The organism is Rhodococcus sp. NPDC003383 (assembly GCF_053589115.1).
Window position 1 is genome coordinate 42,975 of the sequence record NZ_JBSFRG010000005.1, and the last position, 16,177, is coordinate 59,151.

Annotated in this window: 18 protein-coding genes; 5 read left to right on the forward strand and 13 right to left on the reverse strand. The window is 68.8% G+C overall.

From position 1 onward, the window contains the following. Positions 1-16: 16 nt before the first annotated feature. From ACWDTS_RS06370 to ACWDTS_RS06395, 6 genes are all read right to left on the reverse strand, one after another. Positions 17-1,027: a sulfate/molybdate ABC transporter ATP-binding protein gene (locus tag ACWDTS_RS06370; protein ID WP_197252175.1), complete on the reverse strand. Its 1,011-nt coding sequence runs from the start codon at positions 1,025-1,027 to the stop codon at positions 17-19. After that, on the reverse strand, positions 1,024-1,833 hold the full coding sequence (gene cysW / locus ACWDTS_RS06375; RefSeq protein WP_248673312.1) for a sulfate ABC transporter permease subunit CysW: 810 nt from the start codon (positions 1,831-1,833) through the stop codon (positions 1,024-1,026). Before cysW ends, ACWDTS_RS06370 begins: the two co-directional genes overlap by 4 nt. Continuing rightward, a complete protein-coding gene (gene cysT, locus ACWDTS_RS06380) occupies positions 1,830-2,654 on the reverse strand; it encodes a sulfate ABC transporter permease subunit CysT (RefSeq protein ID WP_248673372.1) in 825 nt (274 codons plus the stop codon). The genes cysW and cysT overlap by 4 nt, the downstream gene beginning before the upstream one ends. 60 nt (positions 2,655-2,714) lie before the next feature. Beyond that, positions 2,715-3,746, reverse strand: a complete 1,032-nt coding sequence (locus ACWDTS_RS06385; RefSeq protein WP_450117828.1) for a sulfate ABC transporter substrate-binding protein — start codon at positions 3,744-3,746, stop codon at positions 2,715-2,717. Between the two features lie 179 nt (positions 3,747-3,925). Then, complete coding sequence (locus ACWDTS_RS06390) at positions 3,926-4,018, reverse strand: Ms4533A family Cys-rich leader peptide (protein WP_368862555.1); 93 nt, start codon at positions 4,016-4,018, stop codon at positions 3,926-3,928. Between the two features lie 123 nt (positions 4,019-4,141). Beyond that, positions 4,142-4,363 (reverse strand): hypothetical protein, encoded by a 222-nt coding sequence (locus tag ACWDTS_RS06395; RefSeq protein WP_197252179.1) that lies wholly within the window; start codon positions 4,361-4,363, stop codon positions 4,142-4,144. 87 nt (positions 4,364-4,450) lie between these two features. Here ACWDTS_RS06395 and ACWDTS_RS06400 point away from each other — a divergent pair, with 87 nt between their 5' ends. After that, positions 4,451-6,418, forward strand: a complete 1,968-nt coding sequence (locus ACWDTS_RS06400; protein ID WP_450117829.1) for a glycoside hydrolase family 15 protein — start codon at positions 4,451-4,453, stop codon at positions 6,416-6,418. Between the two features lie 2 nt (positions 6,419-6,420). On the opposite strand, the gene ACWDTS_RS06405 is transcribed toward ACWDTS_RS06400, so the two are convergent. The 4 genes from ACWDTS_RS06405 to ACWDTS_RS06420 form a co-directional block, all read right to left on the reverse strand. Further along, positions 6,421-7,398: an ABC transporter substrate-binding protein gene (locus ACWDTS_RS06405; protein WP_450117830.1), complete on the reverse strand. Its 978-nt coding sequence runs from the start codon at positions 7,396-7,398 to the stop codon at positions 6,421-6,423. Between the two features lie 59 nt (positions 7,399-7,457). Next, the gene (locus tag ACWDTS_RS06410) at positions 7,458-8,396 is read right to left on the reverse strand and encodes an NAD(P)H-dependent flavin oxidoreductase (protein WP_450117831.1); all 939 of its coding nucleotides are present in this window, start codon (positions 8,394-8,396) and stop codon (positions 7,458-7,460) included. A 37-nt stretch (positions 8,397-8,433) separates the two neighbouring features. Further along, positions 8,434-10,278: a translation elongation factor 4 gene (gene lepA, locus ACWDTS_RS06415; RefSeq protein WP_450117832.1), complete on the reverse strand. Its 1,845-nt coding sequence runs from the start codon at positions 10,276-10,278 to the stop codon at positions 8,434-8,436. A 185-nt stretch (positions 10,279-10,463) separates the two neighbouring features. Next, complete coding sequence (locus ACWDTS_RS06420; protein ID WP_450108049.1) at positions 10,464-10,973, reverse strand: winged helix-turn-helix transcriptional regulator; 510 nt, start codon at positions 10,971-10,973, stop codon at positions 10,464-10,466. Between the two features lie 137 nt (positions 10,974-11,110). Between ACWDTS_RS06420 and ACWDTS_RS06425 the strand changes: the two genes are divergently transcribed. Both ACWDTS_RS06425 and ACWDTS_RS06430 read left to right on the forward strand, forming a co-directional pair. Beyond that, positions 11,111-12,280, forward strand: a complete 1,170-nt coding sequence (locus ACWDTS_RS06425) for a thiolase family protein (protein ID WP_450108048.1) — start codon at positions 11,111-11,113, stop codon at positions 12,278-12,280. Positions 12,281-12,315: 35 nt separating this feature from the next. Next, positions 12,316-13,011 carry an SDR family oxidoreductase gene (locus ACWDTS_RS06430; protein ID WP_450117833.1) on the forward strand — a complete coding sequence of 232 codons (696 nt, stop codon included), beginning with the start codon at positions 12,316-12,318 and terminating at the stop codon, positions 13,009-13,011. A 90-nt stretch (positions 13,012-13,101) separates the two neighbouring features. Here the strand turns inward: ACWDTS_RS06430 and ACWDTS_RS06435 are convergent, their stop codons facing one another. Then, positions 13,102-13,395, reverse strand: a complete 294-nt coding sequence (locus tag ACWDTS_RS06435; RefSeq protein WP_450108046.1) for an antibiotic biosynthesis monooxygenase family protein — start codon at positions 13,393-13,395, stop codon at positions 13,102-13,104. A gap of 78 nt (positions 13,396-13,473) precedes the next feature. Here ACWDTS_RS06435 and ACWDTS_RS06440 point away from each other — a divergent pair, with 78 nt between their 5' ends. After that, positions 13,474-13,818, forward strand: coding sequence for a hypothetical protein (locus ACWDTS_RS06440; RefSeq protein ID WP_450108045.1), 345 nt, complete (start codon positions 13,474-13,476; stop codon positions 13,816-13,818). A 48-nt stretch (positions 13,819-13,866) separates the two neighbouring features. After that, positions 13,867-14,457, forward strand: coding sequence for a type II toxin-antitoxin system PemK/MazF family toxin (locus tag ACWDTS_RS06445; RefSeq protein WP_450117834.1), 591 nt, complete (start codon positions 13,867-13,869; stop codon positions 14,455-14,457). A gap of 31 nt (positions 14,458-14,488) precedes the next feature. Here ACWDTS_RS06445 and ACWDTS_RS06450 read toward each other — a convergent pair whose 3' ends face one another. Beyond that, positions 14,489-15,271 (reverse strand): aquaporin, encoded by a 783-nt coding sequence (locus ACWDTS_RS06450; protein ID WP_450117835.1) that lies wholly within the window; start codon positions 15,269-15,271, stop codon positions 14,489-14,491. A gap of 72 nt (positions 15,272-15,343) precedes the next feature. Beyond that, entirely contained in the window at positions 15,344-16,174 is an 831-nt protein-coding gene (locus tag ACWDTS_RS06455) for a transglutaminase family protein (RefSeq protein WP_450108145.1), read from the reverse strand. Positions 16,175-16,177: the final 3 nt, after the last annotated feature.

Sequence of the window (16,177 nt, forward strand, 5' to 3'; positions counted from 1 at the left end):
GACCGGGCGGCGATCGTCAGACGCCGGTCACCACGACCTCGTCGAGGGCGGGCGGCCGGGTGGCGCGGGCGTAGACGGTCTCCCCCGGACGCAGCCCCAGGGCCTGCGCGTCGCCGCGCGTGACCTGCGCGGTGAACGATTCGCCGGTGGCTTCGTTGTGCAGCTCCACCCGCACCTCGAATCCGAGGTGCACGACCCGTTCGACAGTCGCGCGGGTGATCCCCAGCGACTCGGCGGTGCCCTCGCTCCGAGCCTCGGCGAGTTCCGGGGTGCGACCGAGCCGGATGTCGTGCGGCCGCACCAGCTGCCCGTTGAGCTTGGAGACGCTGCCGAGGAACGACATCACGAAGTCGTTGTCGGGGCGATCGTAGAGATCCTCGGGCGTCCCGACCTGCTCGATCCGGCCACGGTTGAGGACCGCGATCCGGTCGGCGATGTCGAGCGCTTCCTCCTGGTCGTGGGTGACCAGCACGGTCGTCACGTGCACCTCGTCGTGCAGCCGGCGCAGCCAGGTGCGCAGATCGGCGCGGACCTTCGCGTCCAGCGCGCCGAACGGCTCGTCGAGCAGCAGCACCTGCGGGTCGACGGCGAGCGCGCGGGCCAGGGCCATACGCTGACGCTGACCACCGGACAGCTGCGCCGGGTAGCGCTGCTGGAATCCGTCGAGCCCGACGATTTCGAGCAGCTCCCCCACCTTCTTGTCGATCTCGGCCTTCGGGCGCTTGCGGATCTTCAGGCCGAACGCGACGTTCTCCCGCACGGTCATGTGCTTGAACGCGGCGTAGTGCTGGAACACGAACCCGATGTCGCGCTTCTGCGGCGTCACGTCGGTGACGTCCTTGCCCGCGATGTGCACGGTGCCGGAGTCGAGGGTCTCGAGACCCGCGATCGACCGCAGCAACGTCGACTTGCCGGAGCCGGACGGGCCGAGCAGCGCGGTCAGCGAACCGGAGGGAATCTCGATGTCGACGTTGTCGAGCGCCGCGAAATCCCCGTAGTTCTTGCGGGCCCCGGTGACGGTGATCATTTGTCGGCACTCCTCTTGCGGTCGAGCAGGGTCATCAGCAGCAGCACGAGCACGGCGATGGCCATGAGCAGGGTCGCGGCACTGTAGGCACCGAAGGTGTTGTGGTCATCGATGTACCGGGCGTGCACCAGCAGCGTCAACGTCTGGGAGACACCGGGGAACCCGGACGACACCATGATGACCGCACCGAATTCGCCGAGTGCGCGGGCGACGGTGAGCACGATGCCGTAGGTCAGGCCCCAGCGGATGGCCGGCAGCGTGATCCGCCAGAACGTCTGCCACGCGTTCGCACCGAGGGTGGCGGCGGCCTGTTCCTGTTCCTCGCCGATCTCGTGCAGGACCGGTTCGACCTCCCGCACCACGAACGGCAACGTCACGAAGATCGTGGCGATCACCATGCCGGGCAGGCCGAAGATCACCTTGAGTCCGAGGGACTCGAGGCCGCCGAACCAGCCGCCGGCGCCCCACAACATGATCAGGGCGACACCGACCACGATCGGTGACACCGCGAACGGCAGGTCCACGACCGACTGCAGCAGACCGCGACCCGGGAAGCGGCCGCGCACGAGCGCGAGCGCGACGACGATGCCGAAGACGACGTTGAGCGGCACCACGATCGCGACGATGAGCAGCGACAGGTTCAGTGCCGAGATCGCGGCCGGCGTGCTGATCGACTCGACGAACGCCATGATGCCGTTCTCGAACGTGCGGTACAGGATGACGCCGATCGGCACGAGCAACAGGAAGAAGAGGTAACCCAGCGCGACGGTGCGCAGGGAGATCCGGGTGAACGCGGAGAGTTTCACGCGTCGTTCTCCTCTCGGCGCCGGCCGCGGTTCGCGACGACCCGCAGCACGAACAGCGCGACGAACGCGATGAACAGCAGAGCGACCGACACGGCGGCGGCGTTGACCGGCCGGTCGATCTCGATCTGCTGCTGGATGTACTGCGACGCCATCTGCGTCTTGTACGGGATGTTGCCGCCGATGAGCACGATCGAGCCGTATTCGCCGATGGCGCGGGCGAATGCGAGACCGGCACCGCCGAGGATGGCGGGCCCGAGGGTCGGCAGGACGACGGAACGGAAGATGGTGAAGTTGTCGGCACCGAGCGACGCCGCCGCCTCCTCGACCTCCCGATCGGTTTCGAGCAGCACCGGTTGCACGGCCCGGACCACGAACGGCAGCGTCACGAACGCGAGCGCGATGATCAGACCGGGCTGGGTTGCGTTCAGGTGCAGGCCGATCGGGCTCATCGGCCCGTACAGCGACAGCAGCACGATGCTGGCGACGATCGTGGGCAGCGCGAACGGCAGGTCGATCAGCGCGTTGACGACCTTCTTGCCCGGGAACTCGTCGCGCACCAGCACCCAGGCGATGAGGGTTCCCATCACCGCGTTGATCAACGCGACGATCACCGACACGACGACGGTGATCCGCAGCGTGGCCAGCGCGGCCGGGGCGGTGAGAGCGTCGACGAAGCCGGACAGCCCGTCGGCGAACGCGTGGGTGGTCAGTGCCGCGAGCGGCAGCAGGACGATGATGCTCAGCCACAGGGTGGCGACGCCGACGCCGAGTGGGCCGACCGTTCCGGTGAAGGCGAACAGCGGCTTCCGGCGGCGCGCCACCGGGGCGGGAGCTGGTGCTCCCGCCCCGGGGCGTGTCTCGGTGGTACTCACGGAACGGGCCTACTTCGTGGCGTTGTCGTAGATCACGGCGATCGAGCCGGTGCCCTGCTTGAACAGGTCGGCGTCGACGGCAGACCAGCCGCCGAGGTCTGCGATGGTCCACAGCTTCTGCGGCTGCGGGAAGTCGGCCGCAAACTCCTCGGCGACGGCCGGGTCGACCGGACGGAATCCGGCCTGCGCCCACAGGCGCTGCGCCTCGGTGGTGTACAGGTAGTCGTTGAACGCCTGGGCCTTGTCCGCGTTCGGGGAGTTCGTCAGCACCGCGGCCGGGTTCTCGATCTTGAACGTGACCGGCGGGGTGACGTGCTCGACGGGGTCCCCGTTGCGTTCGGCGAACAGGGCCTCGTTCTCGTAGCTGAGCAGAACGTCACCGGAGCCCTGCAGGAACGCCTCGGTCGCTTCGCGGCCGGACTTCGGCTGGATCTTGACGTGCTCGGTCACGAGCTGGTTGACGAAGTCCAGGCCGGCCTGGGGGTTGGCCCCGCCCTCGCTCTTCGCGGCGTACGGCGCGAGCAGGTTCCACTTGGCCGATCCCGAGCTGAACGGATTGGGGGTCACGACCTCGAGACCCGGCTGGAGCAGGTCGTCCCAGTCCTGGATGTTCTTCGGGTTGCCCTCGCGGACCACGATCGTCACGACGGAGCCGAAGGGAATGCCGTTGTAGGCACCGGTGTTCCAGTCCGCGTCGACGAGACCCGCGTCGACGAGGCGGGTGATGTCGGGTTCGACGGAGAAGTTGACGAAGTCGGCGGCCGCACCGTCCTTGACCTTGCGCGACTGGTCGCCGGAGGCGCCGTAGGACTGCTGGAAGGCAACGCCCTCGCCCTCTTCGGTGGCGTTGAAAGCGGGGATGATCAGGTCGAAGCCGGGCTTCGGGACCGCGTAGGCGTACAGGTTGACGGTGCCGCCGGAGCCGTCCGCCGCGCTGTCCTCACCGCCGACGGTGTCGCTCGCGCCGCCCGCGCAAGCGGACAGCGCGGTCGCGGTGGCTGCCGCGAGGGCCGCGAACACGAGGGCAGAACGTTTCTTCATGGGACAGGGGCCTTCCTACAAGAGCGGTGTACGGAGGTGGTGACCCGCAGAAATCGGCACCGGAAGGCTCCGTGCGCACTACCCGAGGCGTCCGGCGGATACCGGGGATCGGCACACGGAAGATCGATCGAGATTGCCCGGAAGCCGGTGCGGCGATGCCGCGGGTCGGGAAGGATCGATCAGCGACAACAGCTGACGTCGGCAACCGACAAGCTGCCGACAGCGATCAGCGCCAGCTCGTGGCGCACGCGGGGCAGTGTGGTTACGGACACGCCGGAGACTCTAGCAGAGCCGCCGATCATGCCCGACCGCGCGGTCAGCGGGTGAGAAACCAGGCGACGACGACGATGGCGAGCAGCGCGATCAGCGCCAGGGTCACGCGTGAGCGCGGCATGTCAGCGGTCCTTCGTCGTCGGTTCGGTCGTGGCGGGGACGGGCACATCGTGTTCGCGGCGTCCGACGGCCGCGAACACCCCTGCGAGAACGCGGTCGAGCAGCCAGGCCGCGCCGGCGCACAGCGGCACCATCACGAGCAGTACCAATGCGGCCTGCGGCACGAAGGACAGTCCGGCGAGCCACAGCTCGAATCCGTCCCACCACGATGCCACCCGGTCCACGCACCCACCTTAGACGGCGGCTCCACGACCACCGAATCCTCGGCCGTTCCCCGTGCAGGCGGAGCGCGCCGGACCGAGAATTGTGTGATGGGAGCCACGATCGACTTCGACGACCCCGATCCCGACGACCGGCCGCCGCCGATACTCCACCGGAGCCCGTATCCGCCGATCGACGACTACGCGTTCCTGTCGGACTGCGAGACGACCTGCCTGGTCGCCCGCAACGGCGCCGTCGAGTGGATGTGCCTGCCCCGGCCGGATTCGCCGAGCGTGTTCGGTTCGATCCTCGACCGCAGCGCGGGGCATTTCCGGATCGGCCCGCACGGACACACCGTGCCCGCAGCGCGCCGCTACCTTCCCGGTGGGCTGATTCTCGAGACCACCTGGCAGACCGAGACCGGCTGGATCGTGGTACGCGACGCGCTGGTGATGGGTCCGTGGCACGCGGTCGACGACCGGTCGCGCACGCATCGCCGGACGCCGCCGGACTGGGATGCCGAGCACGTGTTGCTGCGCACGATCCGCTGCGTGAGCGGCACCGTGGAGTTCGAGATGAGCTGCGAGCCTGCGTTCGACTACAACCGGGAGTCCACGATGTGGGAGTACACCGGCAAGGTGTACGAGGAGGCGACCGCGCGCTGCCGGCCGGAAACGGCCGGTTCGCATCCGGAACTTCGCCTGACGACCGATATGCGCCTGGGTCTCGAAGGACGTGAGGCGCGCGCTCGCACCCGGATGTACAAGGGTGACAGTGTGTTCGTGGCCCTGTCGTGGTCCGACCACCCGGCTCCGAAGACGTTCGCGGAGGCGGCCGCGAAAATGGCTGCCACCGCAGACTTCTGGCGCGAGTGGATCACCACGGGCCGATTCCCGGATCATCCGTGGCGCAGCTATCTGCAGCGCAGTGCGCTGACGTTGAAGGGCCTGACCTACGCGCCGACCGGGGCACTGCTCGCGGCGTCGACCACCTCGCTGCCGGAAACTCCCGGCGGTGAACGCAACTGGGACTACCGCTACGCGTGGGTGCGTGATTCGACGTTCGCTCTGTGGGGCCTGTACACGCTGGGACTCGACCGGGAGGCCGACGACTTCTTCTCGTTCATCTCCGACGCGAGCCGTGACCAGCACGGCGTTCCCCGTCCGCTCCAGGTGATGTACGGGGTCGGCGGGGAACGTACCCTCGAGGAATCCGAACTCAACCATATGTGCGGCTACGACGAGGCCAGGCCGGTGCGGATCGGCAACGGCGCCTACCACCAGTCGCAGCACGACATCTGGGGCACCATGCTCGATTCGGTCTACCTCCACGTCAAATCCCGTGAGCACGTACCCGATTCGCTGTGGCCGTTGCTGAAACTCCAGGTCGAGGAGGCGTTGAAACACTGGCGGGAACCCGACCGCGGAATCTGGGAGGTACGCGGCGAACCCCAGCACTTCGTCTCGTCGAAGGTGATGTGCTGGGTCGCCCTCGACCGCGGCGCGAAACTCGCTGTGATGCAGGGCGAGAAGAGCTACGCGATGCAGTGGCAGAAGATGGCCGACGAGATCAAGGCCGACGTCCTCGCGCACGGCGTCGACGAACGCGGGGTGTTCACCCAGCGGTACGGGCATCCGTCTCTGGATGCGTCGGCGCTGCTGATTCCACTGCTACGGTTCCTGCCGGCCGACGATCCGCGGGTCCGCGCGACGGTGCTCGCCATCGCCGACGAACTCACCGAACACGGCCTGGTGCTGCGCTACCGGGTCGAGACCACCGACGACGGTCTTGCCGGCGAGGAGGGCACCTTCACGATCTGTTCGTTCTGGCTGGTGTCGGCACTGGTCGAGATCGGCGAGGTGGAGCGGGCCCGCGCGCTGTGCGAGCGGTTGCTCGGCTTCGCCAGCCCGCTCGAACTCTATGCCGAGGAGATCGATCCGCACACCGGCCGTCACCTGGGCAACTTCCCGCAGGCGTTCACCCACCTGGCCCAGATCAACGCGGTGGTGCACGTCATCCGCGCGGAGGAGCAGATCCAGACCGGCGCGTTCCACCCCGCCCATCTCCACCCGTCCTGATCTCAGGCGCCGGCGATCGCCTCGAGCTGCGGCCGGATCGTGTCGAGCGCGTAGCCGATGGACAGCGACGAGGGCGTGTTGAACGCGGCGACGGTCGGGTAGTCGACGACGGCGAGACCCCCACCGGTGACCGCGGGCAGATCGGCGAAGCCGGGCAGCGCCATCAGATCCTGTTCGGTTCCGCCGTTCGGCAGGATGATCAGCAGATCCGCGACGAGCGCGTCGACCCGCTCCGGGCTGAACATCAGGCGGCCCTGGCCGACCCCCGCCTCCTCCACGAGCGACGGCGGCAGCGTCATGCCCAGCTGCTCGAACAGCGCGGCAGCGCCGTCCTCGGGGTCCGCGACGACGACGAACTGTCCCTGCCCGACCACATACTGGGACAGCACCCCGGTCCGGCCCGCGAGCCCCGGCAGTGCGGCCTCCGCGATCTCGGCCTCACGATCGGAGATGATCTTCTCCGCGTCGTCGCTGCGCCCGAGGATCTCGCCGAGCACGCGGACCTGCTCGTCCCAGCGGTCGACGCCGGTGTCGCCGAGCGGCGCGACCGTCGGCGCGACGGCGGACAGCGTGTCGAAATCCGCCTCGGAATCGACGAGCCACGATCCGAGTACGAGATCGGGTTGCAGCGAAGCGATCTGCTCGACGGGGAGGTCGCCGCCGGTCAGGAGGGAGGCGGCGTCGAGTGCGACCGCGTCGGCGGCGACGTCCTGCTGCCACGGGAACAGGCCGCGCTCGTCGCCCATGCTGCCGGCGCTGAGGTACGCCACCGGCTGGACCCCGAATTCGAGCAGTGCATCGACCCACTGCCCGGAGGTGGCGACGATGCGCTCGGGGGTGCCGTCGACGGCCGTGGTGCCGTAGACGTGCTCGACGGTGACGGACTCCCCCGAGGTCGTCCCGGTCGTGTCCTCGTCGCTCGCACAACCTGCGACGAGGACGGTCGCGACGGCGGCGGCCAGTGCGAATCGAACCCTCATGAAGCCCTCCCCCGTACTCGCGAATTTAGGGAAGGCTACCTTACATAGCGCGGAAGCTGCTATTGCTTGCCGAACCGGGCGAGCAGCGCCTCCGTCTGCGTCGCGATGTCCCGGACGACGTCCCCGGCCGGCCGCTGCTCCCGAACGAGACCGGCCGCCTCCCCCGCGTACACGACCCCGACGTCCGGATCGTCGGCGACGTACGCGTCGGCGAGGGTCTGCTCGTCCGCGCCGCGACCGTGCCAGTTCGCGGTGAAGTCGTTGGTGAGCGCACGCCCGCCCCACCGCTCCGGCCACGGCATGTGCCGCGCCTTGTCGAAGATGTCGGTGTAGACGGTGTCGCCGCTGCCGGCGTCGACCAGCTTCTGCCGGGCATAGGCCGGCCCGACGGTCTCCGGACTCGCCAGCAGGGCCGTACCGACGTACGCTCCCTCGGCGCCGGCCGCGAGCACCGCCGCCAGACCGCGGCCCGATGCGATCCCGCCCGCCGCGAGCACCGGCAGCGACGTCGACTCGAGAACCTCCTGCAGCAGCGGCAGCGTGCCGACCCGGCCGGTGTGTCCGCCCGCCTCGTGGCCCTGCGCGACGACCGCGTCGACTCCCGCCGCCTCGACGACCCGCAGATCGTCGATCGAGTTGATCTGCGAGATGGCCAGCGCCCCCGCGTCGTGCACGCGTTGCACGTAGGGCGCGGGATCGCCGAACGACAGCGACACCACCCGCGGCCGCAGGTCGAGCACCGTACCGAGGAGCGTGGCGTCGTCGGCCAGGGCCCAGGTCATCAGGCCGAACCCGAGCAGCCCCCCACCGATCTCCCGCGCCGTCTGCGCTTCGGCCTCGAGCCACTCGGCGGTGTGGAAGCGGGCCGCGCCGATCAGGCCGATGCCGCCGGCGCGGGTGACCGCCCCGGCGAGGGCCCCACCGGCCCGCCCCACCATCGGCGCCCCGACGAGCGGAACAGTGATTCCGAGTTCACGGGTGAGCCAGGTGTCGAGCACGGTGGGTTCCTTCCGTCGGCCGGACCTACTTCTCGGGCTACTTCTTGGGCTTGTCGGATGCAGCCTCCGACGACAGCGCCGCGACGAACGCTTCCTGCGGCACGTCGACGCGACCGATCGTCTTCATGCGCTTCTTGCCTTCCTTCTGCTTCTCGAGCAGCTTGCGCTTACGGCTGATGTCGCCGCCGTAGCACTTGGCGAGCACGTCCTTGCGGATGGCGCGGATGTTCTCGCGCGCGATGATCTTCGATCCGATCGCGGCCTGCACCGGCACCTCGAACTGCTGGCGCGGGATGAGCTCCTTGAGCTTCGTGGTCATCTTGTTGCCGTATGCGGCCGCGGCGTCCTTGTGCACGATCGCGCTGAACGCGTCGACAGCCTCGCCCTGCAGCAGGATGTCGACCTTCACCAGCGCGGCCTGCTGCTCGCCGGCCTCCTCGTAGTCGAGGCTCGCGTAGCCGCGGGTCCGGGACTTGAGCGAGTCGAAGAAGTCGAAGATGATCTCGGCCATCGGCAGCGTGTAGCGCAGCTCGACGCGGGTCTCGGACAGGTAGTCCATGCCGCCGAGCTCGCCGCGGCGGCTCTGGCACAGCTCCATGATCGAGCCGATGAACTCGCTCGGCGCGATGATCGTGCATTTGACGATCGGCTCGTAGATCTCGCGGGCCTTGCCCTCGGGCCAGTAGGACGGGTTGGTGACGATGTGTTCCTGGCCGCCCTCGAGGACGACGCGGTACACGACGTTCGGTGCCGTCGAGATCAGGTCGAGGCCGAACTCACGCTCGAGCCGTTCGCGGGTGATCTCCATGTGCAGCAGGCCGAGGAAGCCGCAGCGGAAGCCGAAGCCGAGCGCGACGGAGGTCTCCGGCTCGTAGGTCAGCGCCGCGTCGTTGAGCTGCAGCTTGTCGAGGGCATCGCGCAGGTCCGGGTAGTCGGAGCCGTCCACCGGGTACAGACCCGAGTAGACCATCGGGCGCGGCTCGCGGTAGCCGGTGAGCGGTTCGGTCGCGCCGTTGCGCGCGGTCGTCACGGTGTCGCCGACCTTCGACTGGCGCACGTCCTTCACGCCGGTGATGAGGTAGCCCACCTCGCCGACGCCGAGACCGGCCGTCGCCTTCGGTTCGGGCGAGACGATGCCGACCTCCAGCAGTTCGTGGGTCGCACCGGTCGACATCATCTTGATCTTCTCGCGCGGCACGATCTTGCCGTCGACGACACGAACGTACGTGACGACACCGCGGTAGGTGTCGTACACCGAGTCGAAGATCATGGCGCGGGCCGGCGCGTCCGGGTCCCCGACGGGCGGCGGGACCTGCCGGATCACCTCGTCGAGCAGTTCCGCCACACCCACACCGGTCTTGCCGGACACGCGCAGCACGTCGTCGGGTTCGCAGCCGATGATGTTGGCGATCTCCGCGGCGTAGCGGTCGGGATCGGCGGCGGGCAGGTCGATCTTGTTGAGGACCGGGATGATCGTCAGGTCCTTGTCGAGCGCGAGGTAGAGGTTCGCGAGGGTCTGTGCCTCGATGCCCTGCGCCGCGTCGACGAGCAGCACCGCGCCCTCACAGGCTTCGAGCGCGCGGGACACCTCGTAGGTGAAGTCGACGTGCCCGGGCGTGTCGATCAGGTGCATGACGTACTCTTCGTCGCCGACCTTCCAGGGCAGCCGCACGTTCTGTGCCTTGATGGTGATGCCGCGTTCGCGCTCGATGTCCATCCGGTCGAGGTACTGCGCGCGCATCGCGCGTTCCTCGACGACACCGGTGAGCTGCAGCATCCGGTCGGCGAGGGTGGATTTGCCGTGGTCGATGTGCGCGATGATGCAGAAGTTCCGGATCTTCGACGGATCCGTGAACGTCTTTTCCGCAAAGTTGCTGCTCAAGCCTTGTTCCCTCGTCTCACTCGCACACCGACACCGACCGGGTCGTCGCGACCGGTCCCGTTCTCGTCCCGCTACAGGATCGCATCAGCCACGATCCGCGCCTTCCCATCATCCCCCGGACCCCGCTCGGCAGGCACATCCAGGGTCGCGGCGGGGTCCGCCCGAGACTCTGCTCGGTACTTCGCTCAGGACGCAGACGGCTTCGGGGCGTCCCGTTTGCCGTGGCGGTTGATGCGCACGCGCAGATCGTCGAGCCCGACCTCGTGGCCGTCCTCGCTGCGGATCTGCACCCGGACCGGCGCGCTCGTGGCGTCCTCGACGAGCTGCAGCGGTCCGCCGTCGTCGTGCAGATACTTGTCGCCCCACTGCATGAGCGCGAGCACTGCGGGCAGCAGATCACGGCCCATGTCGGTGAGCACGTATTCGTAGCGCGTGCGCTGCCCCGGTTCCCGGTACGGGCTCTTGGCGAGCAATCCGGCTTCGACGAGTTCCTTCAGCCGCGCCGAGGCGACGGCCTCGGTGATGCCCACCCGCTGCGCGAAGTCGTCGAACCGGGTGGTGCCGTAGTACGCCTCCCGCAGTAGCAGCATCGCGGATCGGGTTCCGACGATCCGCATCGCGCGGCTGATCGAGCAGTGCTCACCGGTTTCCCACGCCGACCGGTCCGCGAGGGGTCCTTCGAGCTTCATCGCCATGCCCTCAGAATACTGACTTTCGGCCGCTATAGTCAGATCCGTCGTTGCTGGGTATGGTTTTGCATAGCTAGATGGTTGCAGTCAGCAGACCGAGCGTCCGGGATCCGACCCGGCGCTCACGAACGAGAAGGACTCCGATGAGAGACGCAGTGATCGTCGAGGCCGTCCGCAGTCCCCTGGGCCGGGGCCGGGAAACCGGTGCGCTGCACGACGTGCACCCCGTGGACCTGATGGCCCACAGCCTCCGCGCCGTCGTCGACCGCAGCGGCGTCGACCCGAACCTGATCGACGACGTGATCGGCGGCGTCGTCAGCACCGTCGGCGAGCAGGGCGCCAACGTCACCCGGCGCGCGGCACTCGCCGCCGGGTATCCGGAATCGGTGCCGGCCACCACCGTCGACCGGCAGTGCGGCAGCAGCCAGCAGGCGTTGCACTTCGCGGCACAGGGAGTGATCGCCGGCGCATACGACATCGCCGTTGCGGCCGGGGTCGAGTCGATGAGCCGGGTGCCGATGGGATCGAGCATGCTCGGGACGACCGATCCGAGCGGCGTCGCGTTCGCCGAACGCTACCCCGACGGCCTGGTGCCCCAGGGCATCAGCGCCGAGCTGATCGCCGCGCGCTGGGGCATCTCCCGCACGCAGATGGACGAGTTCGCGCTCGGCAGCCACGCGAGGGCGGCGACCGCCACGAAGAACGGTCTGTTCGACGCGGAGATCAGCCCCGTCGGCGAGGTTCGCACCGACGAAGGCATCCGCGTCGGCAGCACCCTGGAAACCCTGGCCGGGTTGCGTCCCGCCTACTTCGACGAGGCGATGGCGCGCAGGTTCCCGCGGATCGAGTGGAACGTGACGGCCGCCAACGCCAGTCAGGTCACCGACGGCAGCGCGGCGCTGCTGGTCACCACGAGCGAGCGGGCCGCACAGCTCGGGCTGACGCCGCTCGCCCGGGTGCACAGCGTCGCGGTCGCCGGGGACGACCCGCTGCTGATGCTGACCGCCGTCGTTCCCGCCACCCGCAAGGTGCTGGCGCGCGCCGGACTGACCCTCGACGACATCGACCTGTTCGAGGTCAACGAGGCGTTCGCGTCGGTGGTGCTCGCCTGGGCTCAGGAGACCGGCGCAGACCTGAACAAGGTGAACGTCCACGGCGGTGCCATCGCGCTCGGGCACCCGCTCGGGGCCAGCGGCGCCCGCCTGACGACCACGCTGATTCACGCACTGCATGAGCGCGGCGGTCGCTTCGGACTCCAGACGATGTGCGAGGCCGGAGGATTGGCGAACGCCACCGTCATCGAACGGCTGTGACCACCGAAACTACCGACCCACCGAAGGAACGAATCATGAACATCCAAGGACGCACCGTGCTCGTTACGGGCGCAACCGGAGGGCTGGGCCGGGAGTTCGTCCGCCAGTTCCTCGCTCGCGGAGCTCACCGCGTGTACGCCGCAGCGCGGCGCGATCACGACTGGCACGACGAACGCGTCGTCCCGATCCACCTCGACGTCACCGACCCCGATTCGATCCGGGCGGCGGCCGCCGCGGCGACCGATGTGGATGTGGTCGTGAACAACGCGGGGATCACCGGTGCATCCTCGCTGCTCACCTCCCCGATCGACGAGATCCGGGCCACGTTCGAGACCAATGTCTTCGGGCCGCTCGAACTCGTCCGCGCCGTCGCGCCCACCCTGGCGCGGCGCGGCGGCGGCGCCGTGATCGACGTGCACTCGGTGCTGAGCTGGCTGGCGGCGCCCGGGGCGTACAGCCCGTCCAAGGCCGCGTTCTGGGGTCTGACGAACACGCTGCGGCTCGAGTTGGCGGGACAGGGAACCCAGGTGGTCGGCGCTCATCTCGCCTACACCGACACCCCGATGATCGCGCACCTCGACGTCCCCAAGTCCGACCCCGCCGTCGTCGTCTCCCGCATCCTCGACGCTCTCGAGGACGGCGTGGACGAGGCGCTCGCCGACGAGGTGACGACCGGGTTCAGGGCAGTGCTCTCGACCGCCACCACCGGCCGGGTCCCGAGCCGCGCCTGACGAGCCGTCCGGTTCGGTCGATACCGCCCGAAACGACGGTTGGTGTACCGGTATTCCGATACACCAACCGTCATGACGGGCACGTCTGTGTCAGGCGTCGACCTGCTCGTAGTGTTCGACGGTCGGGAACGGGTCGTAGAAGTGGTGCAGCAGCCGACGCCACTGCTGGTAGTCCGCCGATCCGCGAAATCCCTCGGTGTGGTCCTCGAGGGTGTCCCATTCGACGAGCAGCAGGTAGGCGCCGGGCCGTTCGATGCAGCGGGACAGGCTCAGCCGGCGGAAGCCGGGCATCCGGGCGATGATCTGCCGGGCCTGAGCGAAGGCTGCTTCGAACTCGGTGGACATGCCCGGTTTCACCTGCAGCGGTGCGTGTTCGAGAATCACCTGCGCAGCGTAGTGCTCCCGACCGCGCCGGGCGTGTGCAACGACCGTCGGCCCGCTCCGGGCCCTACGCTCGAGGTCGTGTACAGCGACGACACCCCCGCCTTCGACCGCCTCCTCGCCGGCCTGCGCGCCCGCCGCGACCTCGCGGCCCAGCGCGCCACCGAAGCCGGTCTCGGGGAGCTCGCCGAGTTCGGCACCGTCGAGATCACCGTCGCCGAGCTCGACCAGCTCCTCGCCAAGATCGACGACCTCGACACCCAACTCATGACCCACGAATTCGTCGCCGGCCAACACCTCAAACAGACCCGAGTCACGGCCGCCATGATCGAGGACCTCGAGCAGGCCGTCGCCGGCCAGGACGGCCCCCTCGCCGACGCCATCATCGGCATCCTCGAGGCCCGTACGCGCCGTAAGGGCCGTTGACCTGCCGCCACGGACGCTGCCGCCGCGGCGCCGCTAAGCTCGGCGACCGTGGCTGGTACGTGGAAGAAACTCGGAAAGCAACTGGGCAAGCTGGCGGTCGAGCAGGGTCCTCGGCTGCTCGAGCAACTGCAGCGATCCGGTGCCTTGGACAAGGCCCGCATCGTGGCTGAGGGCAGAGCACGCACCGCACTCGGCGGCTCGGCGCAGACCCGTCGGCCCGCCCCCACACCCGGCCGGCCGGTGACCTCGCGCAGCGCACCCACCGCGCACCGGGCGCGGCGCATCGACTATGCGCCCGACCTCGACGGTCGCGCCGATCCCGGTGAGATCGTGTGGACGTGGGTCGCCTACGAGGAGGACGCGAGCCAGGGCAAGGACCGGCCCGTTCTCGTCGTCGGCCGCAACGGCTCGACGCTGCTCGGTCTGATGCTCTCGTCGAACAGCGACCGCGACGGGCACCGCGACTGGCTCGCACTGGGCCCGGGCGCCTGGGACGCCGAGAACCGGCCGAGCTGGGTTCGGCTCGACCGGGTTCTCGATGTCCCCGAGGAAGGCATCCGGCGCGAAGGCGCGATCCTGGACCGCAGGCGGTTCGACGCGGTCGCCGCCCGCCTGCGCTCCGACTTCGGCTGGCAGTGAAGCCGGAGCGCAGCGAGACAGCGGTCGCGCGTTACGCGCGCAGGCCGCGGGTGTTGCCGAACAGCAGCCGGTAGACCAGCGCGCCCAGCGCACCGCCGATCAGCGGGAACACGATGAACACCCACAACTGGCCGAGCGCACCGACCTGGTAGGGCGCGACCGCGAGGCTGCGCGCCGGGTTGACCGAGGTGTTGTCGATCGGGATCGCGATCAGGTGGATCACCACGAGGGTGAAACCGATCGCGACACCGGCCATGAGCACGTCCGACACCTGATCGGTGGCCGAGAGCACCACGAACACCAGCAGCGCGGTGAGCAGCACCTCGATCAGGATCGTGGCGCCGAGGCCGTAACCCTCCTCCAGCACCCCACCGAGCGGGCCGGTGATCGCCGACGGACTGTGCGCACCCCAGCCGTTGGCACCGAGACCGTCCACGGTGCGGTCGTAGGACGGAAGCGACTGCGCGATCGTGTAGATCACCACACCGGCGAGCAGACCGCCGATGAACTGCGCGACCCAGTAGCCGACGGCACGCGCCGCGGTGATGTGGCCGACGATCAACTGGCCCACGGTGACTGCGGGATTGACGTGGCAGCCCGAGATCGGGCCGATCGTGTAGACGAGGAACAGCAGCGTGAGGCCGAATGCCAGCGCGACACCGAGATTGCCGACCTTCGCCCCGGCGAACACCGCCGTGCCGACGGCGGAGAACACCAGCACGAACGTGCCGATCCCTTCCGCCACGAACTTCTTGACGTCCGAGAACGGTTCCGTCTCGACGTATTCCTGGGCTGTCTCGTGTTGGGACGTCATGGGACCACCTAGAGGTTCGCGGCCCCGTGGGGCCGATCCGAGTCGGTTCGACTTCCCCCTGCGTCCGGCACATTACGCAAGCCGGGTGACCTCGACAACAACCTCGTGCGCCGTGGCGCCGCCGCCGGTGTAGATGCCCTTGAGCGGCGGCACGTCCGCGTAATCCCGTCCTACCCCGACCGAAACGTGCTGTTCACCGATGAACGACAGGTTGGTCGGGTCGTAACCCCACCACGCCCCGGTCCACGCCTCGATCCACGCGTGGGACTCTCCTGCGGCGGTCACCCCGATCTCGGCGTCGACCTGCGGATGCAGGTATCCCGACACGTACCGCGCGGGAATGTCCATGGCGCGCAGCAACAACAGCGTCAGGTGCGCATAGTCCTGGCACACGCCGCTGCGGTCCGCGTACGCCTCGACGGCCGAGGTGTGCACCCCGGTCGAGCCCGGCACGTAGTTCATCTCCTCGTGCACCCACTGCGCGGCGGCGAACACCGCCGAGACCGGGTCGAGTCCGCGGGCCAGGCCGCGCGCGACCTTGGCGAGGTTCTTGTCCGCGGGCACGAACACCGTCGGCACCAGCAGTTCGTCGAACCGATCGCGGATCGGTTCCGAACGCAGTTCGTCCCAATCGACCACGGTCTCGGGCGGTCCCGACACCTCGGTTTCGACGACGGACAGGCCCGTGACGTCGAGCGAGGTGTGCGGGGCGTGCAGGTCGAAGGCGGTGACCCCGCTGCCCCAGTAGTCGGTGTAGCGGTAGGCCCGTGTCGCCGGTGTGGTGTCGACGCGGGACAGGATCACCGTCTGCCGGCCGTCCGACCGCGGCGTGAGACGAGCCTCGTTGTACGACGAGGTCACCGGCCCGTCGTAGCCGTATCCCGTGGTGTGCACCACGCGCATCCG

What these genes read in the sequence shown, in the direction of transcription:
- ACWDTS_RS06400 (WP_450117829.1), top strand. Translation starts at nt 4,451, where the DNA reads ATGGGAGCCACGATCGACTTCGACGACCCCGATCCCGACGACCGGCCG.
- ACWDTS_RS06370 (WP_197252175.1), bottom strand. Translation starts at nt 1,027, where the DNA reads ATGATCACCGTCACCGGGGCCCGCAAGAACTACGGGGATTTCGCGGCG.
- ACWDTS_RS06405 (WP_450117830.1), bottom strand. Translation starts at nt 7,398, where the DNA reads ATGAGGGTTCGATTCGCACTGGCCGCCGCCGTCGCGACCGTCCTCGTC.
- ACWDTS_RS06425 (WP_450108048.1), top strand. Translation starts at nt 11,111, where the DNA reads ATGAGAGACGCAGTGATCGTCGAGGCCGTCCGCAGTCCCCTGGGCCGG.
- ACWDTS_RS06430 (WP_450117833.1), top strand. Translation starts at nt 12,316, where the DNA reads ATGAACATCCAAGGACGCACCGTGCTCGTTACGGGCGCAACCGGAGGG.
- ACWDTS_RS06450 (WP_450117835.1), bottom strand. Translation starts at nt 15,271, where the DNA reads ATGACGTCCCAACACGAGACAGCCCAGGAATACGTCGAGACGGAACCG.
- ACWDTS_RS06455 (WP_450108145.1), bottom strand. Translation starts at nt 16,174, where the DNA reads ATGCGCGTGGTGCACACCACGGGATACGGCTACGACGGGCCGGTGACC.
- ACWDTS_RS06420 (WP_450108049.1), bottom strand. Translation starts at nt 10,973, where the DNA reads ATGGCGATGAAGCTCGAAGGACCCCTCGCGGACCGGTCGGCGTGGGAA.
- ACWDTS_RS06385 (WP_450117828.1), bottom strand. Translation starts at nt 3,746, where the DNA reads ATGAAGAAACGTTCTGCCCTCGTGTTCGCGGCCCTCGCGGCAGCCACC.